The 25,246-nt window shown below is 72.8% G+C and carries 17 protein-coding genes and 5 pseudogenes; 13 read left to right on the forward strand and 9 right to left on the reverse strand.

Annotation, left to right across the window (positions count from 1 at the left end):
* The first annotated feature begins 1 nt into the window (after window position 1).
* The 5 genes and pseudogenes from BJF83_RS00420 to BJF83_RS30765 all read left to right on the forward strand — a co-directional run.
* Window positions 2-862 (forward strand): geranyl diphosphate 2-C-methyltransferase, encoded by an 861-nt coding sequence (locus BJF83_RS00420; RefSeq protein WP_075924725.1) that lies wholly within the window; start codon window positions 2-4, stop codon window positions 860-862.
* An 88-nt stretch (window positions 863-950) separates the two neighbouring features.
* Window positions 951-1,546, forward strand: a pseudogene (gene idi, locus BJF83_RS00425) (isopentenyl-diphosphate Delta-isomerase).
* Between the two features lie 19 nt (window positions 1,547-1,565).
* Window positions 1,566-2,105 carry a class IV adenylate cyclase gene (locus tag BJF83_RS00430; RefSeq protein ID WP_075924726.1) on the forward strand — a complete coding sequence of 180 codons (540 nt, stop codon included), beginning with the start codon at window positions 1,566-1,568 and terminating at the stop codon, window positions 2,103-2,105.
* A 429-nt stretch (window positions 2,106-2,534) separates the two neighbouring features.
* Window positions 2,535-4,412, forward strand: coding sequence for a sodium:alanine symporter family protein (locus tag BJF83_RS00435; protein ID WP_262391203.1), 1,878 nt, complete (start codon window positions 2,535-2,537; stop codon window positions 4,410-4,412).
* A gap of 542 nt (window positions 4,413-4,954) precedes the next feature.
* Window positions 4,955-5,143, forward strand: a pseudogene (locus BJF83_RS30765) (helix-turn-helix domain-containing protein); the annotation flags it as partial.
* 217 nt (window positions 5,144-5,360) lie between these two features.
* Here BJF83_RS30765 and BJF83_RS00445 read toward each other — a convergent pair.
* The 6 genes and pseudogenes from BJF83_RS00445 to BJF83_RS00470 form a co-directional block, all read right to left on the reverse strand.
* Complete coding sequence (locus tag BJF83_RS00445; protein ID WP_394329282.1) at window positions 5,361-8,909, reverse strand: DNA polymerase III subunit alpha; 3,549 nt, start codon at window positions 8,907-8,909, stop codon at window positions 5,361-5,363.
* A 108-nt stretch (window positions 8,910-9,017) separates the two neighbouring features.
* Complete coding sequence (locus BJF83_RS00450) at window positions 9,018-9,902, reverse strand: DUF4184 family protein (protein ID WP_083678353.1); 885 nt, start codon at window positions 9,900-9,902, stop codon at window positions 9,018-9,020.
* A 184-nt stretch (window positions 9,903-10,086) separates the two neighbouring features.
* The gene (locus BJF83_RS00455; RefSeq protein ID WP_075924728.1) at window positions 10,087-10,794 is read right to left on the reverse strand and encodes a gamma-glutamyl-gamma-aminobutyrate hydrolase family protein; all 708 of its coding nucleotides are present in this window, start codon (window positions 10,792-10,794) and stop codon (window positions 10,087-10,089) included.
* A gap of 37 nt (window positions 10,795-10,831) precedes the next feature.
* Window positions 10,832-11,596 (reverse strand): 3-oxoacyl-ACP reductase, encoded by a 765-nt coding sequence (locus tag BJF83_RS00460; RefSeq protein ID WP_075924729.1) that lies wholly within the window; start codon window positions 11,594-11,596, stop codon window positions 10,832-10,834.
* 73 nt (window positions 11,597-11,669) lie between these two features.
* Window positions 11,670-13,044: pseudogene (locus tag BJF83_RS00465) on the reverse strand (aldehyde dehydrogenase family protein).
* A gap of 72 nt (window positions 13,045-13,116) precedes the next feature.
* On the reverse strand, window positions 13,117-14,490 hold the full coding sequence (locus tag BJF83_RS00470) for a glutamine synthetase family protein (protein ID WP_075924730.1): 1,374 nt from the start codon (window positions 14,488-14,490) through the stop codon (window positions 13,117-13,119).
* A gap of 348 nt (window positions 14,491-14,838) precedes the next feature.
* On the opposite strand from BJF83_RS00470, the gene eat reads away from it, so the two are divergent.
* Entirely contained in the window at window positions 14,839-16,320 is a 1,482-nt protein-coding gene (gene eat / locus BJF83_RS00475; RefSeq protein WP_075924731.1) for an ethanolamine permease, read from the forward strand.
* Between the two features lie 119 nt (window positions 16,321-16,439).
* A complete protein-coding gene (locus BJF83_RS00480; protein ID WP_075924732.1) occupies window positions 16,440-17,198 on the forward strand; it encodes a FadR/GntR family transcriptional regulator in 759 nt (252 codons plus the stop codon).
* Window positions 17,199-17,208: 10 nt separating this feature from the next.
* Here the strand turns inward: BJF83_RS00480 and BJF83_RS00485 are convergent, their stop codons facing one another.
* Window positions 17,209-17,532 carry a multidrug efflux SMR transporter gene (locus BJF83_RS00485; RefSeq protein ID WP_075924733.1) on the reverse strand — a complete coding sequence of 108 codons (324 nt, stop codon included), beginning with the start codon at window positions 17,530-17,532 and terminating at the stop codon, window positions 17,209-17,211.
* Complete coding sequence (locus tag BJF83_RS00490) at window positions 17,529-18,221, reverse strand: FMN-dependent NADH-azoreductase (RefSeq protein WP_075924734.1); 693 nt, start codon at window positions 18,219-18,221, stop codon at window positions 17,529-17,531. The genes BJF83_RS00485 and BJF83_RS00490 overlap by 4 nt, the downstream gene beginning before the upstream one ends.
* 91 nt (window positions 18,222-18,312) lie before the next feature.
* On the opposite strand from BJF83_RS00490, the gene BJF83_RS00495 reads away from it, so the two are divergent.
* From BJF83_RS00495 to BJF83_RS27735, 4 genes and pseudogenes are all read left to right on the forward strand, one after another.
* Entirely contained in the window at window positions 18,313-18,876 is a 564-nt protein-coding gene (locus BJF83_RS00495) for a TetR/AcrR family transcriptional regulator (protein WP_075924735.1), read from the forward strand.
* Window positions 18,877-19,212: 336 nt separating this feature from the next.
* Window positions 19,213-20,972: pseudogene (locus tag BJF83_RS00500) on the forward strand (TIGR03767 family metallophosphoesterase).
* A 715-nt stretch (window positions 20,973-21,687) separates the two neighbouring features.
* Window positions 21,688-22,113, forward strand: coding sequence for a CBS domain-containing protein (locus BJF83_RS00505; protein ID WP_075924736.1), 426 nt, complete (start codon window positions 21,688-21,690; stop codon window positions 22,111-22,113).
* A gap of 334 nt (window positions 22,114-22,447) precedes the next feature.
* On the forward strand, window positions 22,448-22,606 hold the full coding sequence (locus tag BJF83_RS27735; protein ID WP_187347052.1) for a hypothetical protein: 159 nt from the start codon (window positions 22,448-22,450) through the stop codon (window positions 22,604-22,606).
* A gap of 127 nt (window positions 22,607-22,733) precedes the next feature.
* On the opposite strand, the gene BJF83_RS00515 is transcribed toward BJF83_RS27735, so the two are convergent.
* The gene (locus BJF83_RS00515; protein ID WP_075924737.1) at window positions 22,734-23,054 is read right to left on the reverse strand and encodes a hypothetical protein; all 321 of its coding nucleotides are present in this window, start codon (window positions 23,052-23,054) and stop codon (window positions 22,734-22,736) included.
* 559 nt (window positions 23,055-23,613) lie between these two features.
* On the opposite strand from BJF83_RS00515, the pseudogene BJF83_RS00520 reads away from it, so the two are divergent.
* Together BJF83_RS00520 and BJF83_RS00525 are read left to right on the forward strand one after the other, a co-directional pair.
* Window positions 23,614-24,179 (forward strand): annotated as a pseudogene (locus BJF83_RS00520) (2Fe-2S iron-sulfur cluster-binding protein).
* Window positions 24,176-25,171 (forward strand): xanthine dehydrogenase family protein subunit M, encoded by a 996-nt coding sequence (locus BJF83_RS00525; RefSeq protein WP_075924738.1) that lies wholly within the window; start codon window positions 24,176-24,178, stop codon window positions 25,169-25,171. The pseudogene BJF83_RS00520 and the gene BJF83_RS00525 overlap by 4 nt, the downstream one beginning before the upstream one ends.
* Window positions 25,172-25,246: the final 75 nt, after the last annotated feature.

Raw genomic sequence — 25,246 nt, forward strand, 5'->3', positions numbered from 1 at the left:
CATGACGTCGACCATGCCCACCGCCGACCACGTCCTGCGCACCGACTACCAGAAGTCCGTCGCGCGGTACTGGAACGCGGAGCACGACCCCGTCAACATTCGCCTCGGCGAGGTCGACGGGCTTTTCCACCATCACTACGGGGTCGGGGACTACGACCCGTCCGTCCTGGAGGGTCCGGAGGAGACCCGTGACGCGCGCATCATCGAGGAGATGCACCGCCTGGAGACCGCCCAGGCCGACGTGCTCCTCGACCACCTGGGCGACATCGGACCCCTCGACCGCGTCATGGACACGGGTTCCGGCCGGGGCGGGACGAGCTTCATGGCCAACCGGCGCTTCGGCTGCCGTGTCGACGGCGTGAGCATCTCCCAGAAGCAGGTGGACTTCGCCAACGCCCAGGCCGAGGAGCGCGGCGTCGCCGACAAGGTGGCGTTCCACTTCCGGAACATGCTGGACACCGGCTTCGCCGCGGGCTCCCTGAGGGCCAGCTGGAACAACGAGTCCACCATGTACGTCGACCTCTTCGAGCTGTTCCGCGAGCAGGCCCGGCTCCTGGAGCACGGCGGCCGCTACGTCACGATCACCGGCTGCTACAACGACGTCACCGGGGGACGCTCCAAGGCGGTCAGCCGGATCGACGAGCATTACACGTGCAACATCCACCCGCGCAGCGCCTACTTCCGGGCGATGGCGGCCAATGACCTCGTGCCGATCAACGTCGTCGACCTGACCGACCAGACGATCCCGTACTGGGAGCTGCGGGCCCAGTCGTCGGTGGCGACCGGGGTCGAAAACCCGTTCCTGACCGCCTACGAGGAGGGCAGCTTCCACTACCTGCTCATCGCGGCCGACCGGGTCTGACCCGGCGGCGGCGCGGGCGCCCGAACCGCGGGCGTCCGCGCCACCCGACCCCCCGTCCCAGCCCCGGCGTCGAACACGAAGGACCCTCATGACGACCAGCGCCACCACCGGCCCCACCGCCTCCCCCGTGCCCGACGGCGACGACCAGCCGATCATGCTCGAACTGGTCGACGAGGCCGGGGTCACCATCGGCACCGCTGAGAAGCTGTCCGCCCACCGGGCGCCGGGGCGACTGCACCGTGCCTTCTCGGTCTTCCTCCTCGACCAACGGGGCCGCATGCTGCTCCAGCGCCGCGCCCTGGGCAAGTACCACTCGCCCGGCGTGTGGTCGAACGCGTGCTGCGGCCATCCGTACCCGGGGGAGTCGCCGTTCGCGGCGGCGGCGCGCAGGGTCGGCGAGGAGCTGGGTGCGCGCCCGCCCTGATGCGGGAGGCCGGGACCGTGCGCTACAACCACCAGGACCCGGACTCGGAGCTGGTCGAGCAGGAGTACAACCACCTGTTCGTCGGGCTGGTCGCCGGTGACCCGCGTCCCGACCCGGACGAGATCGCCGAGACGGCGTTCGTCGACTCCGCCGAGCTGGAGCGGATGATGGCCGACCGGCCGTTCTCGGTGTGGTTCCCGACCGTGCTCGACGCCGTCCGTCCCGCCCTGCGCGCGCTCGTCGCGGGCTCGGGCTGGTAGGCGACGCGAGGGGTCCGCGATGAGGGAGATCGAGATCAAGTACCGCGTGGCGGATCCCGCCGCGCTGCTGGTCGCGCTGGAACGAGCCGGGGTGGTCATGGGGCAGGCGGTCCTCCAGGACGACCAGGCCTACGCCCCGGCGGACTGGACGCCGGGCACGCCCCGGATCGGGCGGACGTTCTGCCGCCTGCGGACCCAGGACGGGCTGCACGTCTTCACCACCAAGACGCCGACGGCCGACCCGATGGAGCACATCGAGCACGAGACGGCGGTCGCCGACCGGGGACAGATGCACGCCGCCGTACTGCGGATGGGGTACGTGCCCAGCCTGCGCGTCGTCAAGTACCGGCGGACCGGTGTCGTGCGGGAGATGCTGGTCTGCCTCGACGAGGTGGCGGACCTGGGCGCCTTCCTGGAACTGGAGGTGGTCGCGGACGACGACCGCGACGGCTCCGCGGTGCGGGCGGAACTGGACGCGTGGGCACGGGGGCTCGGCGTCCAGCTGGAGCACACGACCCTGACCTACGACATCCTCGTCCGCGTCGCACAGGGCGCCTGAGGGGGCCCACAAGATAACGAATCGGTATACCCGCAGGTCGTGGCGGTGACGCCGGTGGGTGGCCGCGGGTGGAGTCCGGCGGTGTGCGGGAAGCCCCACCCCGCCCGGCTTCCCCCTTCCCGGGGCGCCGCGAAGTCAACAGCGATGACACAGCGTGGCCGCTCAGTGTGACTCTTGGGGTAAAAGTAAAGCTTTGCGTCTTTTATGTCACTTTCCACTCTTATGCACTTAGGATCCCGAAAGTGAAGTTCGGCTCAAGCGTGCGCATAGCCGCGCTCAACGCTCGGCCATCCCCGGCGCCGGACTTCGCCAAGCCCGTCCGACGGACCGGAGCCGACCGCCCACGAGGCGGCCGAGAGGTCCCGTGCGGCCCGCACACCGGGTCCGCGGAGTCGCCCGTCCGTCCTCTCCGGCCGAAAGGTGCGCTCCATGACCAGCGCTGACGCCGCTCCCCAGCAGCAGAGCATCGGCGACGCCATCGAAGGCGCGGTCGACGCGGTGTTCGACCCGATCGCGACCCTCCTCAGCGACGTGGTGTTCGCCACGGTCACCGTCTTCGGGGTCGAGTTCCCCTGGATCGTCGCCTGGCTCATCGGAGCGGGCGTGGCCTTCACCCTCTACCTGGGATTCCTCCAGTTCCGTCAGCCCCTGACCGCGGTGCGCATCACCCGCCGCGGGCTCGGCGCCACGGCGCCCGGCGAGGTCACCCACTTCCAGGCGCTGACCGCCGCCGTCTCCGGCACCGTCGGTCTCGGCAACATCGCCGGCGTGGCGATCGCGGTCACCATCGGCGGCCCGGGCGCCACGTTCTGGATGATCCTGGCGGGCCTGCTGATGATGGCCGTCAAGTTCGCCGAGTGCACGCTGGGCGTCAGGTACCGCGAGATCGACGCCGAGGGCCGGGTCAGCGGCGGTCCGATGAAGTACCTCGCCAAGGGGCTCGCCGAGCGCGGGTTGGCCCCGCTCGGCAAGGCCCTGGCCGGCCTGACCGCCGCGTGCGTGCTGATCTTCGCCATCGCGGGCGGCAACATGTTCCAGGCCAACCAGACCCTCGAACAGCTGCGCACGGTCACCGGCGGCCAGAGCGGTCCGCTCGGCGGCGGCCTCGGCTCCTTCGCCTTCGGCGTGGTCCTCGCGGTGCTCGTCGGCGTGGTGGTCATCGGCGGCATCGCCAGCATCACCAAGGTCACCAGCAGGCTCGTGCCGACCATGGCGCTCATCTACGTGGCGGGCTGCCTCGTCGTCATCGGCGCCAACGTCTCCCTGCTGCCCGGCGCGATCGCGCAGATCGTCGACGGCGCCTTCTCCCCGACCGGCGTCGCGGGCGGCGCCCTCGGCGCGATGATCGTCGGCTTCCAGCGGGCGGCCTTCTCCAACGAGGCGGGGATCGGGTCCTCCCCGATCGCGCTGGCCACGGTCAAGACCGACTATCCCGCCAGCGCGGGTCTGGTCGCCATGCTGGCCCCGTTCATCGACACCGTCCTCATCTGCACCATGACCGCGGTGACCATCGTCATCGCCTCCCCGCAGTCGTGGCTGGCGGCTCGCGAGGCGGCGGCCGGGGGCGCCGAGCTTCCCGGCGGCGTGAGCCTGACCTCCGACGCCTTCGCCACCGTCATGCCGTGGTTCCCCTACGTCCTGACGGTCGCGGTCGTCCTGTTCGCGCTGAGCACCGTCATCACCTGGTGCTACTACGGCCTCAAGGGCTGGACGCACCTGTTCGGCGCCGGTCGGCGCAGCGAGCGCACCTACCTCACCGTCTACTGCGCGGCGCTGGTGATCGGTTCCGTCCTCACCCTGGGCTCGGTCCTGAGCATCGCCGACGCCTGGTGTTCGCGGCGGCGCTGTTCAACATCATCGGCCTGTACCTGCTGGCCCCGATCGTCAAGAAGGAGCTGGCCCGCTTCCTCGCCCACCTGCGCGGCGCGGAGGAGCGCAGCGACGAGGGCAAGGAGCTCGTCGGATAGCCCCGAGGACCCCCACCCCCCGTGGACGCCCGCCCGGCATGCTCCCCCGGGCGGGCGTCCCGCGTCCACGGACCGTGCCGGCGAGGACGCCGGCCGACGACTCCTTCGAACTCTTCGGAGTCTGGTCCGCCTGCGAACGGTGCAGGAAATGAATTCCATGGAACACATTTTTGTCGTGATTTGCGATAAATGTTGTTTCCCGCTTTTGCCGGAGGTCGCTGTTACGCTGGCAGGAAAGGAGGGTGGAGCGCCCTCACTCGCGCTTCGCCCGTGTTCTGAGGGGGCGGGACATGGCGACAGAGCACCTGGTCCACGAAGGCCACACCCACCATCACGGTGAGGGCTGCGGCCACGTGTCGGTTCCGCACCAGGACCACGTCACTACGTCCACGACGGGCACCGGCACGCACTCCACGACGGGCACTGGGACGACCACTGACGCGTCCGGGCAGCTGCGAACGACGCCGCGCGACCACCACCGCCTCGTGGCGCGCCGCCGGTCGGCCTCGCCGCGCACGGCCGGTTCGCGGGACGGTCCCCGGCCGCCGTGGCCGGCCCGGCGGCCCCGTGCACCGGTCGTCGGGCTCCTGGCCCCGGGCCTGGGAACGTCCGGGCCGACCAGCGTATTCTTGACCGTAAGGGAGTCCGCGTCTCGGATCCCGGACGCGGTCCGCGCCGCCGGGCGCGGCGTGCACGCGGGCGACCGGGTCATCCACCACCGGTGTCCCCAACGGCCGGGCAGGGGCGGTTCCCGCTCCCGCTGACCGGCGAGGGGTGGTGTGACGGACGGGAGAGGGGGTGCCTGCGCGACGCGCGATGAGTCCCCACCATGTGGCACCTGGTACCTCTTGGTCTGGGGTCTCCGGATCCTAGGATGGTGACATGCAACGACCGCTCCCACGCGCAGAGTCACTTCGCGAGCGCAAACAGCGGCGCACCCGCGAAGCGATCATCGAAGCCGCCCACGCGCTGTTCGCCGAGCGGGGCTTCGACCGGGTGACCGTCAACGACATCGCCGAACGGGCCGAGGTCGGCCGGGCGACGTTCTTCCGGTACTTCGGAGACAAACAGGAGGTGGTCTTCAGCGCCCAACAGCAGCCCGACCCCGCCGTCCTGAGCGAATTCGTCGCGCCCGCCGAGGAGCCCGTCGGAGACTCCCTGGGGGCCGCGCTGGTCTACCTGCGCGGGGTCGTGGCCGCCCTGGTCACCCGGCTGGTCGAGCACCACGACGTCTACCTGCGCCACGAGCGCCTCGTCGCCGCGCACCCCGAACTGCTCGCCCGCGGCCTCACCAAGTACCGCCTCTACGCCGAGGCGATGGACCGGATGCTGCGCGAGCAGGGGGCCGACCGGGGCACCGCCGTGCTCGCCTCCGAGCTCGCGCTCGCGTGCTTCCAGGCCGGGCGTGCCGAGGCCGCCGACGATCCCGCGCGCCTGCCCGGAGAGGTCGACGCCGCCTTCGCCCGCCTGCTGAACGCGCGCTAGCCGCCCGAGCTCCCGGGACTGGCGTGCCACAGCCCGCGCGGGGCGGTGCCGGGCGAGCGCAGGTCGGCGTAGGCCGACACCCGGAACCCGCTGGCGTAGCGGATGCGGTGACCGCCCACCCGTGCCAGCGCCCGGGGGGAGCCGTGGACCGCAGGGCGCGGTCCAACCCCGGTGCGCCCTCCTCCTCCCACGACCGGGACAGGTCGTTCAGATCCCAGGCGTCCGTGGCGGTGAGCGTGGCCATCCCCGTCCCGGCCCGGCGCACCCGTCCGCGCGCGACCAGCAGCCACGAACCGAACACCGTGGCCGCGCACCGGCCCTGCACCGACTCGAAGAAGGTCAGGTCCACCAGCCCGGTGGCGTCGTCCAGGGTGCCGAAGATGATCCGCTGCCCCGACCGCACCGCCGGGGTCTGCGTGGCGACCTTGACTCCCGCCACCAGCACCTCCCGGCCGTTCGGCGCCCGGTGCAGGTCGCGGGCGCGCACCAGACCGTGTCCCGCGGCCAGGGCGGACAGGAGCCCGGTGTGGGAGTCGAGCAGGTGGCGGCCGATCTCGTAGCCCAGGACCTCCAGCTCGGCGCGGACCACCTCGTCGTCGGTCATCCCGGGCAGGGTCCGCGCGCCCGGGTGCCGATCGCCGTCGCGGATCGGCAGGGGGACCTGCCCGGGGTCGGTGGTCGTCCTCCCCGCCCGATCCAACGCGCTCACCTGCAACAGCAGGTCGCGTCGGCGGGGAGCGGCGGGATCGTCGCCGATCCGGCACAGCGCGTCGAAGGCCCCCACCCGCACCAGGTTCTCCAGGACCTCGCGCGACAGGCGGGCCCGGTTGGCGGTGTCGGCGAGTGAGTGGAAGGGGCGCTCGGCCAACACGCGTTCGACCTCGGCCCCGGTCATGGCGCGCACGTCGGCCAGGGACGCGCGCACCCCCCAGACCGGACCGGCCGGTCCCGCCACCGGTTCCACCCGCCAGCAGGAGTCGGAGCGGTTGACGTCGGGGCCCAGCACGGGCACGCCGAAGCGCCGGGCGTCGCCGACGACGACGCGGCGCGGGTACATGCCGGGTTCGTGGGTGAGGACCCCGGCGTAGAAGGCGGCCGGGTGGTGCCGTTTGAGCCACGCCGACTGGTAGGTGGGCAGGGCGAAGGCCGCGGCGTGGGCCTTGCAGAACCCGAAGGACCCGAAGGAGGACAGCACGTCCCACACCCTCTCCACCGTGTCCCGGTCGTGCCCGCACTCGACGGCCATCGCGGTGAACGTCGCCCGGACCCTCTCGCGCCCCTCCTCGGTGCTGAGCTGGCGGCGCATGGTCTCGGCCTGGTCGAGCCCGCAGCCGGTCATGGCGTGCAGCACGCCGATCACCTGTTCGTGGAAGACGACCACGCCGCCGGTCTCGGCGAGCACCTCGGCCAGCACGGGGGAGGGGTGCCGCGGCGGGGTCAGCCCGTCGCGGGCGGACAGGTAGGGGGTGATCATGTCGCTGTTGACGGGGCCGGGGCGAAAGAGCGAGATGTCGGCGACGAGGTCGCCCATGGCGGACGGCCGCAGACGGCTGAGCAGTTCGCGCTGGCCGGGCGATTCGATCTGGAAGCAGCCCAGCGTTCGGGAGGCGCCGATCATCCGGTAGGTGGCCTCGTCCTGGGGCAGGGCGTCCAGGTCCAGGCGCTCGCCGGTGGTGCGCTCCACCTCGTCGCGGGTGTGGGCCATGGCCGACTGCATGCGCACGCCCAGGACGTCGAGTTTGATCATCCCCATCTCCTCCACGTCCTCCTTGTCGAACTGGACCATCGGGTACCCGGCGCGGCTGGGTTCGAGGGGCGCGCGGTCGTGGAGGGAGGGCCCTGAGACCACCAGTCCGCACGGGTGCATGGCGATGTGCCGGGGCAGCCCGTCGAGCCGCTCGGCGAGCCGGAAGAGGGCGTGGGCCGTGGCGCCGCCCTCCCCGCGGCGCAGGTGGCGGAGTTCGGGCAGGTCCTCGGTGGCGGCGCGGATCTGTCGGGCCCGCACGTGGGGGAAGGCCTTGGCCAGGGCGTCGACCTCGTGCGGGGGCAGGCCCAGGGCGGCGCCGACGTCGCGGATGGCGCTGCGGGCGCGGTAGGTCTCGGCCATGGACACGCAGGCGGTGTCGGGGTAGGCGGCGAACACCGCGTCGTAGGCCTCCAGACGGCGGGCCGACTCCACGTCCAGGTCGATGTCGGGCAGGCCGGTGCGGCTGTGCGACAGGAAGCGCTCCATGACCAGGCCGTGGTCGAGCGGGTTGACGGCGGACACGTCCAGGAGGTGGTTGACCAGGCTGCCGGTGCCCGAGCCGCGGATGGAGCAGCGGATGCCCTTGTCGCGGATGCGCGCGGCGGCGTCGGCGACGGTGAGGAAGTAGGCGGACAGGCCCTTGGACTCGATGACCTCCAGTTCCTGGGCGAGACGGTGCCGGGCGGCGGGGTCGCGGTGCAGGCCGATCCGGTGCAGGCCGTCGTCGCAGTCGCGCCAGAGCCGCTCGCGGGGTTCGGCGACGTCGGGCAGGTGGACGCGGTCCATTCCCAGGTCGGCGTCGGGGTCCAGGGCGCAGGAGGAGGCCAGGGCCAGGGTGTGGGCGATGAGGCGGCGGGCCTGGGCGGTGTCGCCGCAGACGCGTTCGGCGACCTCCAGCATGCGGGCGCCGCTCTTGAGGTGGGCCTGGTTGGTGGCGGGGCCGGGGCGGGCGCCGCCGGGCTTCCACTGGGCGGTCTGGTCCAGCACGTGGGCGATCTCGGCGTCGGTCTCGCGCGGGTAGCGCACGGCGTTGGTGAGGACCGCCAGGGTCCGGGTGCGCGCGGCCAGGTCGAGCAGGGCTCGGGCGGTGCGCCGCTGGCCGGGGAGGTAGTGGTCGACGATCTCCACGGCCGTGGTCGCGCTGGCCCGCCACCGCTCCAGGAGGCGCCGGGCCCGTCCGGGGCGGTCGTCGGCCAGGGCGGCGCCCACGTCGGAGTCGGGGCCGACCAGGACGACGATCCCCTCCGCGTGGTCGGCGATCAGGTCGGGGGACAGGGCGGGGACGGCGCCGGGGGTGGCGGGCTTGGCGGTGTGCGCCTGGGTGATCAGACGGCACAGGGAGGCCCAGCCGCCCGCGCCGCGGGCCAGGAGGGTGACTCGTCCGCCGCCGGGGGAGGCGACGGCGAGGTTGCAGCCCAGGACGGGGCGCAGTCCGGCCCGCTGGCAGGCGCGCACGTGCTTGACCGCGCCGTAGACGCCGTCGCGGTCGGTGAGGGCGAGCAGGTCCATGCCGAGTTCGGCGGCGCGTTCGACCAGGTGGTGCGGTGCGGTGGCGCCGTGGCGCATGGAGGCCGAGGAGACGGCGTTGAGGTGGGCGAAGTCCACGTGCCGAGGTCGTGCGGCATGGACTCCCTCCCCGGGGCGTGGTGCTGGTGTGGTCGGTGGGGAAGAAGTACCGAAATCGAACTTATGTACGAATTCTATCGCACGAGTTCACCAAGGCAAGCCACTGACCTGCGAAGACGGCGGAGTGCGGTGGGGAGGAGGCCAGAACCCCGTCACCGCAGCGGTTCCAGGGTCCGGTGAGCCCGTGGCCGGAGCGAGGGCGGACGCCGTCACCGCCGTCACCACGGTCGCGGCGGCGGGCGGCGTGGACGCGCGGGCGCGGGCCCCGCGCAGCCCCCACCACGCCGCCGTGTAGCCGCCAAGCCCGGCGCAGCCGCCGGTGACCAGGCCGATCAGCGCGTCGCGCACCGCGTCGTAGGGGCTCGGCGCCGGCGCGGCGGACAGCACCCCGATCACCGCTCCCGTCGCCGCGCACACGCCGATCCCCCCGAGCACGGCTCCGCGCGCCCGTCCGGCCAGTGCGCCGACGGTGCGCCCCGCGGCCCGTGCGCGGCGCACCGCACACCAGGCCACCGCCGCCAGACCGCCCGCGGAACTGGCGTACATCAGCACGTTGAACAGCAGGTGCGGGCCGACGACGGGGGTGGTCAGCACCGGCCACGCTTGGACCGCCGCCCCGCCGACCTGCGTGAAGGAGTCCCAGACCACGTGGGTCAGGGCCCCGACCGCCAGCGCCGCCGCGGTCAGCGACGCCCCGCCCACTCCCGGTCGGCCGCCGGCACCGGCGCCGACCCAGGGTGCGAGCGCGCGCAGTGGGGCCAGCAGGACGCACCGGTACAGCATCAGGACCACCGCCCCCACGAGCACGTCCGTGCCAACGCCCCACGGGTGGTGGGTGTGCTCCGACGGCACCGGGAGCGGCAGATAGTACGGCAGGTCGGGCACGATCGCGCCGACGACGAGGGCGGCCGTGGGCAGTCGTGTGCGCGCCAGCGGCAGGACGGCCGCCGCGTGGCTGAGGGTGAAGGGCATGGGGAGATCCTGGCGCACGCGCCGCCGGTGTGCACCCGGCGGGTCTGGGCGAAAGCGTACCCGCGTGTCCCGGGGCGGCCCCGGAGGGACCGCCGGCGCCGAGCCGGGAACCGGACGGAACGGACCCGGTGGCACGGCGCCCACCGCTGAGGACGCTCCCGGGGCCGTGCGCGCCCTCCCCGGCTCACCCCCGACCGGCGTCGGACGCCCGTTCCGTCAGCCAGTGGAACAGCGACGGGTCCTCGCCCATCTCCGGGTGCCACTGCACGCCCAGGACGTTGAACCGGTCGGTGTACTCGATCGCCTCCACCGTCCCGTCCTGCGCCCACGCCGTGGCCGCCACGCCCTCGCCCAGCTCCGCGAGCGACTGGTGGTGGTAGGTGGGCACCTCCAGTTCCGTCCGTCCCAGCACGTCGGCGGTCCGGGAGAACTCGGCCACGGTCACCGGGTGGGAGCCGAACACCCCCGTCGTCTCCCGGTGCCCGTGGTGCCCCACCAGGTCGGGCAGGTGCTGGTTGAGTGTGCCGCCGCGCACCACGTTGAGCAGCTGCATGCCCCGGCACACCCCCAGCACCGGCAGCCCCCGGGCCAGCGCCGCCTCCAGCAGGTCGATTTCGGCGCTGTCCCGCGCGCCCAGCACCCCGGTGGTCCGCGCGTCGGTCGGCGCCCCGTACCGGCCCGGGTCGATGTCGGCGCCGCCCGCCAGGAGGAGGCCGTCGAGCCGCTCCACGGCTCCGTCCACCCCGGACAGGGGCGGCAGCAGCACCGGCACGCCGCCCGTGTCCGCGACCTGGTCGGCGTAGGCCCGCGGCAGCAGGACCGCGGGCAGGTCCCACGCCTCACCCCACCTGGCCCGTTCGGCGTAGGCGGAGATTCCGATGACGGGGCGCATCGGCCCCCCTTTCCCGTGCGGTCGGCTCCTGCGTGCCCTACAGGGGGGTGACGTAGGCCCCCGAGATCCCGCCGTCCACCAGGAAGTTGGACGCGGTGATGAACGAGGCGTCGTCGCTGGCCAAGAAGGCCACGGCGGCGGCGATCTCGGTCACCTCGGCGAACCGGCCCAGCGGCACGTGCACCAGGCGGCGCTGGGCGCGCTCGGGGTCCTTGGCGAACAGCTCCTGGAGCAGCGGCGTGTTCACCGGACCGGGCGAGAGCGCGTTGACGCGGATGCCCTCCCGCGCGAACTGCACGCCCAGCTCGCGGCTGAGTGCCAGCACCCCGCCCTTGCTCGCGGTGTAGGAGATCTGCGAGGTCGCCGCGCCCATCGTCGCCACGAACGACGCCGTGTTCACGATCGACCCGCGCCCCTGCTCGCGCATGTGCGGCAGCGCGTACTTGCAGCACAGGTAGACCGAGGTCAGGTTGACCTCCTGCACCCGGCGCCAGGCGTCGATCCCGGTGGTGAGGATCGAGTCGTCGTCGGGCGGCGAGATCCCCGCGTTGTTGAACGCCACGTCCACGCTACCGTAGGCGGAGCGCGCGGTCGCGAACGCCTCGCGCACCTGGTCCTCGTCGGTCACGTCCGCGCGGACGAACAGCCCGTCGGTGTCCTTGGCGACCCGCTCGCCGCCCTCCACGTCCACGTCGACCGCGACGATCCGCGCGCCCTCCCGCGCCAGCCGCAGCGCGGTGGCCCTGCCGATCCCGCTGCCCGCGCCCGTGATCACGGCCACGCGCCCGTCGAACCGCTGCATGTTCCCCCCTCGGGTGGATGTCCCTGCCTGGACCCGGCGCGGTCGCGCCGGGTGTCCTGATACGGCCGTGTCCTCAGGTGTCGTCGGAGACGAACACGGTCTTGGTCTCGGTGAACGCCTCCAGGCGTCCGGACCCAGCTCGCGGCCGATGCCGGAGTGCCCCATCCCGCCGAACGCGTCCAGTAGCGCACCGCCGAGTGGGAGTTCACCGACAGGTTCCCGGCCCGCACCGCCCGCGCCACGCGCAGCGCCCGGCCCACGTCGCGCGTCCACACGGAACCGGCCAGGCCGTACTCGGAGTCGTTGGCCAGCGCGACCGCCTCGGCCTCGTCCTCGAACGGCACCACGCACATCACCGGGCCGAACACCTCCTCGCGCAGCACGCGGGCGTCCCGGTCGGTGGGGGTGAGCACGGTGGGCGGGAACCAGAACCCGGGTCCGTCCGGAGCCGTTCCCCGGAACGCCACCGGCGCGTCGTCGGGCACGTAGGAGGCGACCCGGTCGCGCTGGGCCGCCGAGATCAGCGGCCCCATCACCGTCGCCGGGTCGGACGGGTCGCCGACGCCGATCCCGGTGACGGCGGGTTCCAACAGCTCCAGGAACCGGTCGAACACCGACCTTTGCACCAGGACCCTCGAACGCGCGCAGCAGTCCTGGCCCGCGTTGTCGAACGCACCGCCGGGGGCGCCGGCCGCCGCCTTCTCCAGGTCGGCGTCGGCGAAGACGACGTTGGCGCTCTTGCCGCCCAGCTCCAGCGTGACCCGGGTGAAGTCGTCGGCGGCGGCGGCCATGATCCGGCGGCCGACCGCCGTGGACCCGGTGAACACGATCTTGTCGACCCCCGGATGCCGGACCAGGCGCTCACCGGCGACGGGACCCGTGCCGGGCAGCACCTGGAACACCCCCTCGGGCAGTCCGGCCTCCCGCGCGAGCTCGGCGATCCGCAGCGCGGTGAGCGGCGTCAGCTCGGACGGCTTGACGACCACCGTGTTCCCGGCGGCCAGGGCGGGGGCGGCGCCCCATGACAGCACCGGCATCGGGAAGTTCCACGGCACGATCACCCCGACCACGCCCAGCGGCTCGGCGAAGGTCACGCTCCACCCGCCGGGCACGGGGATCTGCCGTCCGGTCGCCCGTTCGGGGGCGGCGGCGAAGTACTCGAACACGTCGCGCGCGTTGCCCGCCTCCCACCGCGCCTGTTCCACGGGGTGCCCGGCGTTGCGGACCTCCGTCTGGGCCAGTTCCTCGCGGTGCTCGTCGATCCTCGCGGCGACCGCGCGCAGCAGCCGGGCCCGGTCGCCCGGGGCCGTCGCCCGCCAGGCGGGGGCGGCGGCGCGGGCGCGCTCGACGGCCGCGTCGACCTCCTTCTCCCCGGCCAGCGGGACTTCGGCGATCACCGCCTCGGTGGCGGGGTCGACCACCCGCTGGACGGTCGGTGCGTCGGGCATCGTGCTCCTTCGTGGTCTGGGGCGCCGGTCGGTGGGACGGGCGCGGTCGGTGCTCGGGTGGGTGTCGCGCGGTCAGAGCCGTTCGAAGCCCCGGTACATCTCCCAGTCGGTGACGGCCGCGTCGAAGGCGGCCAGCTCCACCCGGGCGTAGTTGGCGTAGTGTTCGACGACCTCGTCGCCGAATACCTCGCGGGCCAGGGCGCTGTCCTCCCACGCGGTGAGCGCGTCGCGCATCGTGGCGGGCACGGTGGGCAGTCCGGAGGTGTAGGCGTTGCCCTCGAAGGGGTTGCCCGGCTCCAGTGCCTCGTCGATCCCGTGCAGCCCGGCCGCGATCAGCGCGGCGTTGGCGAGGTAGGGGTTGACGTCCCCGCCCGGAACGCGGTTCTCCACGCGCAGCGAGGGCCCGTGGCCGACCAGCCGCAGCGCGCACGTGCGGTTGTCGCGGCCCCACGCGACCGCGGTCGGGGCGAAGCTTCCCGGCACGTACCGCTTGTAGGAGTTGATGTTGGGCGCCAGCAGCAGCGTGAACTCGCGCAGCGCGGCCATCTGCCCGGCGAGGAAGTGTCGTCCGGTCGCCGACAGGCCCTCGCCCCCGGCCATGACCGGAGTGCCGTCCTCCTCGCGCAGGGAGACGTGGATGTGGCAGGAGTTGCCCTCGCGCTGGTTGGGCTTGGCCATGAAGGTGATCGACATGCCCTCCTGGGCGGCGATCTCCTTGGCGGCGTTCTTGTACACGGCGTGGTTGTCGCACGTGCGCACGGCCTCGTCGAAGCGGAAGGCGATCTCGTGCTGGCCGAGGTTGCACTCGCCCTTGGCCGACTCCGCGTAGAGCCCCGCCGCGCCCAGCTCGTTGCGGATCCGGCGCAGCAGGGGTTCGACGCGGGCGCCGCCGAGCACCGAGTAGTCGACGTTGTAGCGGTTGGCCGGGGTGAGGTCGCGGTAGCCCCGGTCCCACGCCTGCTCGTAGCTGTCGCGGTAGACGACGAACTCCAGCTCCGTCCCGACCATCGCCCGCCACCCGCGCTCGGCGAGACGCTCGGTCTGTCGCCTGAGGATCTGCCGGGGCGAGGGCGCGACCGGACTGCCGTCGTGCCAGGTCAGGTCGGCCTGGACCATGGCGGCGCCCTCGGCCCAGGGCGTGCGCCGCAGGGTGGACAGGTCCGGAGCCATGACGAAGTCGCCGTAGCCGGTGTCCCAGGAGGACATCGCGTACCCGTCGACGGTGTCCATGTCCACGTCCACGGCGAGCAGGTACCCGCAGCCCTCGGTGCCGTGCCCGACCACCTCCTCCAGGAAGAAGCGCGCGGAGAGCCGCTTGCCCTGGAGGCGGCCCTGCATGTCGGTGAAGGCCACCAGGACGGTGTCCACGGCGCCGGAGGCGGTGTCGCGGCGCAGCTCGTCGAGGGTCAGCGGTGGGTCGGAGGCGACCGGGGGATTCTGTGGCACGGGGTCTCCTTGCTCGCGTCGCGGTCCGGCGTGCGAGGCGCGGTCCGGGCTCTGGGACGGGCGCCCCGAAATCTTTGGTTTAGGATCAGACCAATGAGCTGAATGGAACCAGGAGCGCGCGGCGGTGTCAATGGGTGCGAGCCAGAAAATACGGCCTTGACCTGCGAGAAACCAAACGCTTCTGATGATCGTCCAGATCTGCCCCGAATCGCCGCACCCCCCTTGACAGGCGCGAACGCGGTGGTGCATGATCTCGACTCATAAAAAGGACCGACCATAGACCTTTGTCCCCCGGGTCTGTGTCGCGGGCGACCGGTGGGGCTGGTTGACCGAACAGAGGAAACGCCCATGGCAGAAGCGGATCGCACGAGCTCCCAGGGACCGGCCGACGGCCGCGTCCACCTCCAGGGAGCGGACTACTCCCTGGCCAGCGACGACTACCTCCGCAGACGGCAGCTCAGGAAGGGCGCGGCGGGCTGGGTCCTGCTCGCCGGACTGGGCGTCGCCTACGTCATCTCCGGCGACTTCGCCGGATGGAACTTCGGCCTGGCCGAGGGCGGCTGGGGCGGGCTCCTCATCGCCACCCTCCTCATGGGCACGATGTACCTGTGCATGGTGTTCGGCCTGGCCGAACTCGCCTCCGCCCTGCCCACCGCCGGAGCGGGCTACGGCTTCGCCCGGCGCGCCCTGGGCCCCCTCGGCGGGTTCGCCACCGGCACCGCCATCCTCATCGAGTACGCCATCGCCCCGGCCGCGATCGCCGTGTTCATCGGCGGCTACGTCGAGGCGCTGGGACTGTTCGGCATCACCAACGCCTGGCCGGTCTACCTGGTCTGCTACCTGTTGTTCGTGGGTGTGCACGTGTGGGGCGTGGGCGAGGCGCTGCGGCTGATGTTCGTCATCACCGGGGTCGCCGTGGTCGCCCTCGTGGTGTTCGCGGTGGGCATGGCGCCCCGGTTCGAGGCGGCCAACCTGTTCGACATCGTGCCCACGGACGCGGTCGGGGCCAGCGCCTTCCTGCCCTACGGGTACGCCGGGATCCTCGGCGCGTTCGTCTTCGGCATCTGGTTCTTCCTGGCGGTCGAGGGCGTTCCGCTCGCCGCCGAGGAGGCCCGCGAACCCAAGCGCGACATGCCCCGGGGCATCATCGCCGCGATGTCGGTGCTCCTGGTGACCGCCGCGCTGATGCTGGTGCTGGCCCCCGGCGGCGCGGGGTCGGCGGTGCTCGCCGAGTCCGGCAACCCGCTGCCCGAGGCGCTGCGCGAGGCCTACGGCGGCGACACCCTCCTCGCGGACTTCGTGAACTACGTCGGCCTGGCCGGACTGGTCGCCTCGTTCTTCTCGATCATCTACGCCTACTCCCGGCAGCTGTTCGCGCTCTCCCGGGCGGGCTACCTGCCCCGCTTCCTGTCGGTGACGGGCAGACGCCGCACCCCCTACGCGGCCCTCATCGTCCCCGGCACGATCGGCTTCGTGCTCGCGGCCACGGTCGCCAACGGGGACCTGCTCATCAACATCGCCGTGTTCGGGGCGGCGGTGTCGTACGTGCTCATGATGGTCGCGCACATCGTGCTGCGCCGCCGCGAGCCGAACCTGCCGCGTCCGTACCGGACCCCGGGCGGCACCGTCACCACCGGGATCGCCCTGGTCCTGGCGGTGTGCGCGGTGGTGGCGACGTTCTTCGTCGACATGGTGGGGGCGGCCATCACCGCCGCGATCCTGCTCGCCTTCCTCGCCTACTTCTGGTTCTACTCGCGGCACCGGCTGGTGGCCAACGCGCCGGAGGAGGAGTTCGCACTGATCGAGGAGGCGGAGTCGGAACTGAAGTAGACGCCGAGGCCGTGGCAGGGCCGTAGGGCCGCCGCGCCGGGACGGACTCCCGGTGCGGCGGCCCTACCCTGGGTCCACGGCATCGCACATGCGGACTGCGCGCGAAGGGGAGGGGCAGCATGGCCGACACCGGGGTCGGGGACGCCGTCGACACGCTCCCCGCCGAACCCGCGGCCGACGCCGTGTTCCGCCCGGTGCGGGCGGGCAACGCCTTCGAGGAGACGGTCGAGCGGCTGCTGTCGGCGATCAAGCTGGGCGTGGTCGCCCGGGGCGAGCGCTTCCCCGCCGAACGCGACCTGGCCACCCGTCTGGGCGTCAGCCGCATCACCCTGCGCGAGGCGATCCGGGCGCTCCAGGAGGCCGGGTACGTCGAATCCCGACGCGGTCGCTCCGGGGGCACGTTCGTCACCTACGTCCCTCCGCGCCCCAGCCGCGCCCAGGCCCGCCGGGTGCTCGCGGACATGGGCGGCGACCTGGACGACCTGTTCACCGTCCGCCGCGCTTTGGAGGTCGGCGCCGCCGTGCTGCTGGCCGAGCGCGGACTCACCCCCGACCAGGACGCGCTGCTGACCGGGCGGCTGGCCGCCGTGGACGGGGCGGTGGTGGACGACTACCGGCGCCTGGACACCGTCTTCCACCTGACGCTGGCCGAGCTGACCGGGTCGCGCTCGCTCAGTTCGGCGCTGACCGACGCCCGGATGCGGCTGAACGGCCTGCTCGACGCCATGCCGATGCTCGTGAGGAACCTGGAGCACAGCGGCGCGCAGCACCACGCCGTCGTCGACGCGATCCGCGCCGGCGACCCCGAGGCGGCCCGGCTCGCGGTCAACGAGCACCTGGAGGGGAGCGAGGCGCTGCTGCGCGGCTTCCTGGCCTGAGCCGACCGCCCTATGCGGAGACGCCGGTGGCGTGGGCGAGCGCGACTCCGCCGACGATCAGGCCGAGGGCGGTGAGCCGACCCGCGCTGACCGGGTCGCCGTGTACGGCGATGCCCAGGACGATCGCCCCGGCCGCGCCGATTCCGGTGAAGACGACGTAGGCGGTGCCCACCGGCAGCGTGCGCATCGACAGCGACAGCAGGAAGACCGCCGCGAACATCAGGACCAGGCAGACCAGGGTCGGGAACGGCCGGGTGAACCCCTCGGTGGGCTTGATGCTCTGCGCCCAGGCCACCTCGACCGCTCCGGCCCCGAGCAGGATCAACCAGTTCACGACGCGGACTCCTCGACCGCCTCGGCGCCGCGGGCGGGGGCGCCCAGTCCCGTGCCCAGCGCGGTCGCGGCGGCGAGGGCGTCGGCGCGTGAGGCGTCGTGCTCGGCGCGGCGGTGCGCGAGTGCGGGGTCGACGCGCGCGTTGACCAGTTCGGTCCCGACGAACACGACGTCGTCGACGGCGAAGTGCCCGGACAGGAAGTCCCTCAGGTACCGCTCGTGGTGGTCGTAGGGCTCACGGGGCGTTCCGGGCCCGTAGGCGCCTCCGCGCGCGTAGGCCACCACGAACCGGCGTCCGGCGAGGGACATCCGGGGAAAGGTCACCTGGTCGATCCACGCCTTCAGCGCGGCCGGGACGGAGAAGTTGTACATCGGCGCCGAGATCAGCACCGTGTCCGCCGCGACAAGTTCGTCAAGCAGGGGGCGGACGATCGCCCACGCCTCCCGCTGAGCGGGGGTGCGCACGGCCTCGGGGTAGCGCGCGACGTCGGTGATGGACGCGCGCAGGACGGCGTCGCAGATCTCGGTCCACGCCTCGCCGATCGGGGGGACCGGCCGCTGCGCCAGGTCCCGGTGGACGTAGACGCACCCGGGGTGGGCGCGGCGCCACCCGGCGGCGACGGCCTCGCCCAACTCCCTGCTGAAGGAGTCGCGGCGGGCGCTGGAGTCGATGTGCAGCAGCTGGGGCATGGGAGACCTCCCGAATTAAGTGGACACGGTGTCCGTTTAAGACTCTAGGCGACAACCGGACAGGGTGTCCACTTCTCGGTAGGGTGGCGGCATGACAGGACGCAAGGAGCGCGCGGACGCGGCACGCAACCGCGCCAAGGTGCTCGCCGCCGCGGCCGTGCTCTTCGCCGACAAGGATCCGCGCACGGTGACCATGGAGGAGATAGCACGGGCGGCCGGGGTCGGCCGGGGCACGCTCTACCGGCGCTACCCCGACCCCGCCTCGATCGCGTCGGCGCTGCTGGACGAGCACGAGCGGAGCCTTCAGCGCGAACTCCTCCAGGGGGAGCCGCCCCTGGGGCCGGGCGCCCCGCCCGGGGACCGGCTCGCCGCGTTCTACGCGGCGATGACCGCGTTGATGGAACGCCACGTCCACCTGGTGCTGGGGGCCGAGACGGGGCGGACGCGCTTCGACGCCGGCGCCTACGGGTTCTGGCGGGCGCACGTGATCGCGCTCCTGAGGGCGGCGGGCACGCCCGGCCCGGACGCGCTCGCCGACGCGCTCCTGGCGCCCCTGGCCCCCGAGGTCTTCACCCACCAGCGCGAACGGGGTCTGACCACCGGTCAGATCGCCGAGGGTCTGACCCTCCTGGCCCACCGCGTGCTGCCGGGCTGAGGCGCTTGCGCGAGCCGTCGCGGGAATTGGCCGGATCCGGCCAAACGTGAAATCCCCTCACCTTTGTGACCGCTTCTCCACGTCCGGACGAACGCGATGGGACGAGTCGGCGACGGGCGGGCGGACATCGTTTGATCACCGTGTGTGACGTGCCGGGTCCGCGCCGTACGGAGTCCGGAGCGAAACCCGTCACCCTACCCCGCGCCGTCCCGGACGCCCACCGGGGGCGTCCGGGACGGCCAGCCCCCGTTGCCCCCGACCGCTCCGCCGGTCTTCAATGACGACCCCACTCCCACGGGCCTCCCCCGGCCCGGCCTGAAAGGACGTCGCACACCCATGGCTCCCCTCAACCGGCGCGGATTCCTCACGACCTCCACGGCAGGACTGGGCATCGCCCTCGGGCTGCCCGCCCCGCCTGCCTCCGCCGCCGTGCACGACCGGCTCCTCCGCCAGACCATGTCCCGGATCTCCCAACCCGAAGGGACCACGCTCGCCCAGGTCGCCACCCCCGTCGGCGACGGGTACCGGCTGCTCGCCGCCGGACCAGGATGGCCGATCGAGGTCCGCGAGGACCTGGTCCCAGCCCAGGCCGGTCGCGACGACCGGCGCAGAGCGCTCGCGGCGTTCGTCCAGTTCACCGACCTGCACATCATGGACGCCCAGAGCCCGGTGCGCTTCGAGTACACCCACCCGGTGATCGGGTCCAGCGCCCACCGTCCCCAGGAGACGCTGTCCGCGCTCGGCGCGACGGCACTCGTCCGCCGGGTCAACTCGCTGCGGGTCGGCCCCGTGACCGGGCGTCCGTTCGACTTCATGGTCACCACCGGGGACAACACCGACAACCACGAGACCGTCGAACTCGAATGGCTCCTGGCCGTCCTCAACGGCGGGACCGTGACCCCCAACACCGGCGACCCCGCCCGGTACGAGGGCGTGCAGGACTGCGGCAACGAGCTGTACTGGCATCCGGACCGCGACCTGGCCGACCGGTACAAGACCCGCGGCGGATTTCCGCGGATCCCCGGCTTCCTCGACGCCGCCACGGCCCCGTTCGAGAGCCCCGGACTGGACGTGCCTGGTACTGCGCCATCGGCAACCACGACGACACCCCCGCGGGCAGTCTGCCCGCCGGTTCGCTGGAGGAGGTCTACCTGGGCGACCGCAAGATCATGTTCGCCGACGACGACGTCCGCGACCAGGCCGCCGAGGCGATGACCGACGAGGACCGGCTCGGCCAGGTGCCCGCCCAGGTGGAGTCGCCCGAGAACACCCTGTCCGCCTCCGCCGTGTTGTCGAGGATCACCCCCGACGACCGCCGCGCCCCCTTCGACACCCGCGCCTTCGTCGCCGCGCACCTGGCGGAGGACAACACCGGCCCCGGGCCCGTCGGGCACGGCTTCACCGACGACAACGCCGACGGCGTGGACTGCTTCTACACCTTCCGCGTCGCCGACGGCGTCACCGGCGTCAGCATGGACACCACCACGCTGGCCGGGTTGGCGGACGGGTCGATCGGCAAGTACCAGTACGACTGGCTGGAGCGGACGTTGCGCGCCGCCAGTTCGGTCTACTACGACTTCTGGGGGCGGCGCCGCACCCAGCAGGTGACCGACGAGCTGTTCGTGCTGTTCTCCCACCACACCAGCGACACGATGGGCAACATCCTCCCCGACAGCCGCCGTCCCGGCGACCTGCGGCTGACCGGCGACGTCCTCGTGCACATGCTCAAGCGGTACCCGAACGTGCTGGCGTGGGTGAACGGGCACACCCACTACAACCGGGTGAGCGCGCACACGCACCGCACCGCCGAGCGCGGATTCTGGGAGATCAACACCGCTTCGCACATCGACCACCCGCAGATGGCGCGGGCGATCGAGATCGTGGACAACGAGGACGGTACGATCTCGCTGTTCACGACCCTGCTGGAGGCGGACAGCCCCTACCGGGTCGACCACGGCGACTTCAGCGCGGACGGGCTCGCCTCCCTGTACCGGGAGTTGTCGGTCAACGACCTGTACGCCGACCCGGCCGACTACGGCGGACCGCGTGACAGGAACGTCGAGCTGCTGGTCGCCGCGCGCGCCCCGGCCCGTTAGCGTGTGCGGCCCCTGCTGGGGCTTCGGGGGTCGACCGCGGCGCCCGCGGGCCCCGGCAGGGGCGGTCGTGTCAGGGCGTGTGCGGCGGATGCCGTCCGTCGCGAGCGGCGTGTCCGCTGGCGCTCTGGCGAGGCCGAAGAAGGAGCGGGGTGGGGTCCTGTCGACTGATGGGAACACGGCGGGAGCGCCGCCGGGGCGGCGCGCGGCTGGACGAGTGCCCGCCGCGCGCCCCGACGCCCTCACCCGTGACGTCCGTTCCCGCCGCGCCCGCCGTGGGCGAAGGAGCGGGGCCGCAGGCCGCCCAGGCGTCGCCGGGGGCAGCAGGGCGAGACGGACCCGGCGGGGGCCGTCGCCGCTCCGGCGCGGCGCGACGAACTCCTCCTCCCGGAGGTCGTCGAACTCACCCGGCCGTTGCTGCCTCAGCCCCGACAGGAGTCCGGCCGGGTTCAGGGCGTGATAGACGTTCCGCAGGTCCCGCGCGTCCGCTGTCCCCGGGCGCGCCGCCCCACTCCACTGTCCCCCGCCCCCGCGCGGACGCGGGCGCAGTGTCACGGGGTTGACAGTGTCCCCCGGACCCGCGATCGCGGAGAGCACCACCACGGCCCGTCCAACTCTTCGCCACCGAGTGCCATGTCCGGGCACGTCCCGCCGTGGCCGACGCGCGCGAACGGGACGATGGGGCCGCAACCACCCGGAGAACCGACAGGAGAATGCGATGACCACCGCAGCCGACATCATGCACTCGGGAGTCACGTGGGTTTCGGCCACGGACACCCTGGACCAGGTCGCCCAGCTGATGAGCGAGCTGAACGTGGGCGCGATCCCGGTCGCCGACCCCGGCACCTCGAACCAGCGCATGTGCGGCATCATCACCGACCGGGACATCGTCGTCGGCTGTGTCGCGGCTGGACGCGACCCCTTCCAGATCACCGCGGGGGAGATGTGCAAGGGCACCCCGCGCTGGGTCTCCACCGAGGCCGGCGTCGACGAGGTCCTTCGCGAGATGGAGTCGCACCAGATCCGACGCCTGCCCGTCATCGACGGGAACAAGCGGCTGGTCGGCATGATCAGCGAGGCCGACCTGTCCCACCACCTCACGGACGACCAGATCGCCGAGTTCGTCGGACGCGTCTACGCCTGACCGGTGGCACGGGGCACGGAGCCGGGCGGCCGCGTCCGCGCCACCGCCGACGACGCCGCGCCCCCGGCCGGACGGTCGGGGGCCGCTTCGTGCGGTGCGCCGCCGACGCGTTCCCCCGCAGCCCGGGGACGGAGGACTCGTGCACGGTCCTCCGTCGCGCTGACCGCTCATCGCGGGGGGTCGTGGTGGTGGCCAGCGTCGCGCCTTCCACCGGATCGGCGTCTCGCTCGAACTGCTGGCGATCACGCGACCCGACGCCGCCACCACCGCCTACCAGGCCCACCTGAGGGCCCTGGCCGACCACCTCGCCGAGGTCGTCGGCGCGGACCCGCGGGTGGACGCAGCGCGTGCGCGGCTGATCGCGACGGAGGTCATGTCCCTCGCCCACGGGCTCGGATCCCTGCTCATGGCCGGGAACGTCACCCGGGCCCAGGCCGAGGAGGTCGTGCGCGGCTACCTGGAACGGCTGGGACCAGGGGGGACGCGACGCTGATCGCCGGGGGCCCGTCCACGTCGGCCGGTCGCGCGCCAGCACACCGCCCGACGCCGACGAAGCTCCCCGGGCGGATGGCCGGGTAGCGCGCCAAGGGCGTCCCCCGCGTGGTTCAGCGGACGACGGCTCAGGCGTGGCCGGTGTCGATCCTGGAGACCTTCCCGTTGACGATGGTGAAGTCCCAGCGCGTCCGCATGGCGCCCCAGGCGTCGTTGCGGTAGTCCGCGATCAGCGACCGCCCCTCCTCGCTCGCGGAGACGACGTCCATCCGCCCGTTGGACGCGAAGATCTCCTTCTCCGCCCACGGGAAGAGATCGCGCTCCGATCCGTCGTCGGACATCGTGGCGTCGGGGGTCAGCGCCTCGGCGAAGGCTTCGCGGTCGTTCGCGTTGATCGCCTCGATCAGGGCGCGCACGGCCCGGTCGGTGACGTCGGGGTGGTGGGGCATGCTGGTGTGCCTCTCCTGTCGGGCCCGGCGGCCTCGACCGCCGGACGTGGTGTCCCCGCCTTCCTACCCGGCGTTTCGCACCTGTTCCAGGGGAGGTCGTCCCCTCCCGTCGAGTCCTTGCCGATCCGTTCCCGAGGCTTGGTGGTGGACGGCGTCCGAATGCGCGGCGTCGAAGGCCCGGACCACGCTCGGCCCCTCCTCCGCACACGCGACGTGCGCCCCCGGCCCGCGGACCGGAGGCGGACGCGGTCCCGGGGGCGCGGGCGCCGCACGTGGGTCTTCGGCGGGCCACCGTGTCCCGGCTTCGCGAAGGCGATCATCCGTCCGTTGCGCACCACGACCGCGCCCTGGGGCAGCCGAGGAGCGTGGAACCCCCGATCCCCTCCGAACCCAGCTGACCCCTGACCCGCTCCGTGGCGGAGGGGCCAGCCGCTCCCCCTCCAGCCGGGCCGCCCGCGCGTTCGGTAACACACTGTGCCGGATCGTGGGCATTGCCGTCACCCGTCGTTACTGTCGCTCTGGGGGCGACACCCCCATGCCCGCAACCGAGGGGGAGCACATGGACACGCACGGGACCGACGCCGAACCACGCTCCGGCCCGTCCACCGAACGACCGGTGACGCTCCAGGTCAACGGCGACCCCCACCAGCTCCGGCTCGAACCGCGCGTCTCCCTCCTCGACGCGCTGCGCGAGTACCTCGGTCTGACCGGCACCAAGAAGGGCTGTGACCAGGGCGCTGTGGAGCCTGCACGGTTCTGGTCGACGGGCGGCGCATCATCTCGTGCCTCGCCCTGGCCGTGCAGCACGAGGGCCGCGCGATCACCACGATCGAGGGGCTGGCCGAGAACGGGGAGCCGCACCCGCTCCAGACCGCGTTCGTGGAACACGACGGCTACCAGTGCGGCTACTGCACCCCGGGGCAGATCTGTTCGGCGATCGGCATGGTCGAGGAGTTCCGGGACGGCCTGCCCAGCGCCGTGACCCCCGACGTGGCGGCGCACGACCTCGACTTCTCCGACGAGGAGATCAAGGAGCGGATGAGCGGCAACCTCTGCCGGTGCGGCGCCTACGTCGGCATCCACGAGGCGGTCCGCGCGGCCTTCGCCGACGAGGTGGCCCGATGAGGGACTTCGCCTACACCCGCGCCGCCGACGTCCAGGACGCCATCCAGCTCATGGCGGCGCGGCCGGGGGCGAAGTTCCTCGGCGGCGGCACCAACCTGGTGGACCTGATGCGGGAGGACGTCGAGCGCCCCGAGGCCGTCATCGACGTCACCGGGCTGCCCCTCGACCGGGTGGAGGAACGCGCGGACGGAGGCCTGTCGATCGGCGCCACGGTCCGCAACACCGCGCTCGCCCACGACCGGAGGGTCCGCGAGCGCTACCCCCTCCTGGCGCAGTCGGTGCTGTCCGGGGCCTCGGGTCAGATCCGCAACATGGCCACCGTGGGGGGCAACCTGATGCAGCGCACCCGGTGCCCCTACTTCTACGACGTGGCCGCACGGTGCAACAAGCGCACACCGGGGGAGGGTTGCGACGCGATCGGGGGCTACCATCGCGACCACGCGATCCTCGGCGCGTCCTCCGCCTGCATCGCCACGCATCCCTCCGACATGTGCGTCGCGCTGGCCGCACTCGACGCCACCGTCCGGGTGGAGGGCCCCGACTGCGTCCGGGAGATCCCCTTCGCCCGTTTCCACCGGCTTCCGGGCGACCTGCCCGACCTGGACACCGAGCTCCGGCCCGACGAGCTGATCACCGCCGTCGAGGTCTCCGCCCTGCCGCTCGCCGCGAACTCGGCGTACCGGAAGGTGCGCGACCGGCGGAGCTACGCCTTCGCGCTGGTCAGTGTGGCCGCCGCCGTGGCGGTCGACGGCGACCGGATCGCGGATGTCCGGCTCGCCCTGGGCGGTGTCGCGCACCGGCCGTGGCGGGCCCGTGTGGCCGAGGAGGTCCTGCGCGGCGCCCTGGCGACGGCCGAGACCCTCCAGACGGCGGCGGACGCCGAGCTCGCCGACGCCCGGGGCTACCCGGGCAACGCCTTCAAGGTCGAACTCGCGCGGAGGACCGTCGTCGACGCCCTGCTCGAACTGATCGCACGGGCAGGCGCCCGATGAGGGAGGTTTCGACGGGCACGGTGGTCGGCTACGGGCCGGACCAGGTCCGGGGTGGGCGGGAGCCCTACGTGGGGC

The sequence above is a fragment of the Nocardiopsis sp. CNR-923 genome (assembly GCF_001942255.1).
GTDB lineage: Bacteria > Actinomycetota > Actinomycetes > Streptosporangiales > Streptosporangiaceae > Nocardiopsis.

Excerpts from the sequence above, each read along its gene's own strand:
- BJF83_RS00420 (WP_075924725.1), top strand. The coding sequence starts at position 2 with ATGACGTCGACCATGCCCACCGCCGACCACGTCCTGCGCACCGACTAC.
- BJF83_RS00430 (WP_075924726.1), top strand. The coding sequence starts at position 1,566 with ATGAGGGAGATCGAGATCAAGTACCGCGTGGCGGATCCCGCCGCGCTG.
- BJF83_RS00435 (WP_262391203.1), top strand. The coding sequence starts at position 2,535 with ATGACCAGCGCTGACGCCGCTCCCCAGCAGCAGAGCATCGGCGACGCC.
- BJF83_RS00450 (WP_083678353.1), bottom strand. The coding sequence starts at position 9,902 with ATGCCCTTCACCCTCAGCCACGCGGCGGCCGTCCTGCCGCTGGCGCGC.
- BJF83_RS00455 (WP_075924728.1), bottom strand. The coding sequence starts at position 10,794 with ATGCGCCCCGTCATCGGAATCTCCGCCTACGCCGAACGGGCCAGGTGG.
- BJF83_RS00460 (WP_075924729.1), bottom strand. The coding sequence starts at position 11,596 with ATGCAGCGGTTCGACGGGCGCGTGGCCGTGATCACGGGCGCGGGCAGC.
- eat (WP_075924731.1), top strand. The coding sequence starts at position 14,839 with ATGGCAGAAGCGGATCGCACGAGCTCCCAGGGACCGGCCGACGGCCGC.
- BJF83_RS00480 (WP_075924732.1), top strand. The coding sequence starts at position 16,440 with ATGGCCGACACCGGGGTCGGGGACGCCGTCGACACGCTCCCCGCCGAA.
- BJF83_RS00490 (WP_075924734.1), bottom strand. The coding sequence starts at position 18,221 with ATGCCCCAGCTGCTGCACATCGACTCCAGCGCCCGCCGCGACTCCTTC.
- BJF83_RS00495 (WP_075924735.1), top strand. The coding sequence starts at position 18,313 with ATGACAGGACGCAAGGAGCGCGCGGACGCGGCACGCAACCGCGCCAAG.
- BJF83_RS00505 (WP_075924736.1), top strand. The coding sequence starts at position 21,688 with ATGACCACCGCAGCCGACATCATGCACTCGGGAGTCACGTGGGTTTCG.
- BJF83_RS00515 (WP_075924737.1), bottom strand. The coding sequence starts at position 23,054 with ATGCCCCACCACCCCGACGTCACCGACCGGGCCGTGCGCGCCCTGATC.
- BJF83_RS00525 (WP_075924738.1), top strand. The coding sequence starts at position 24,176 with ATGAGGGACTTCGCCTACACCCGCGCCGCCGACGTCCAGGACGCCATC.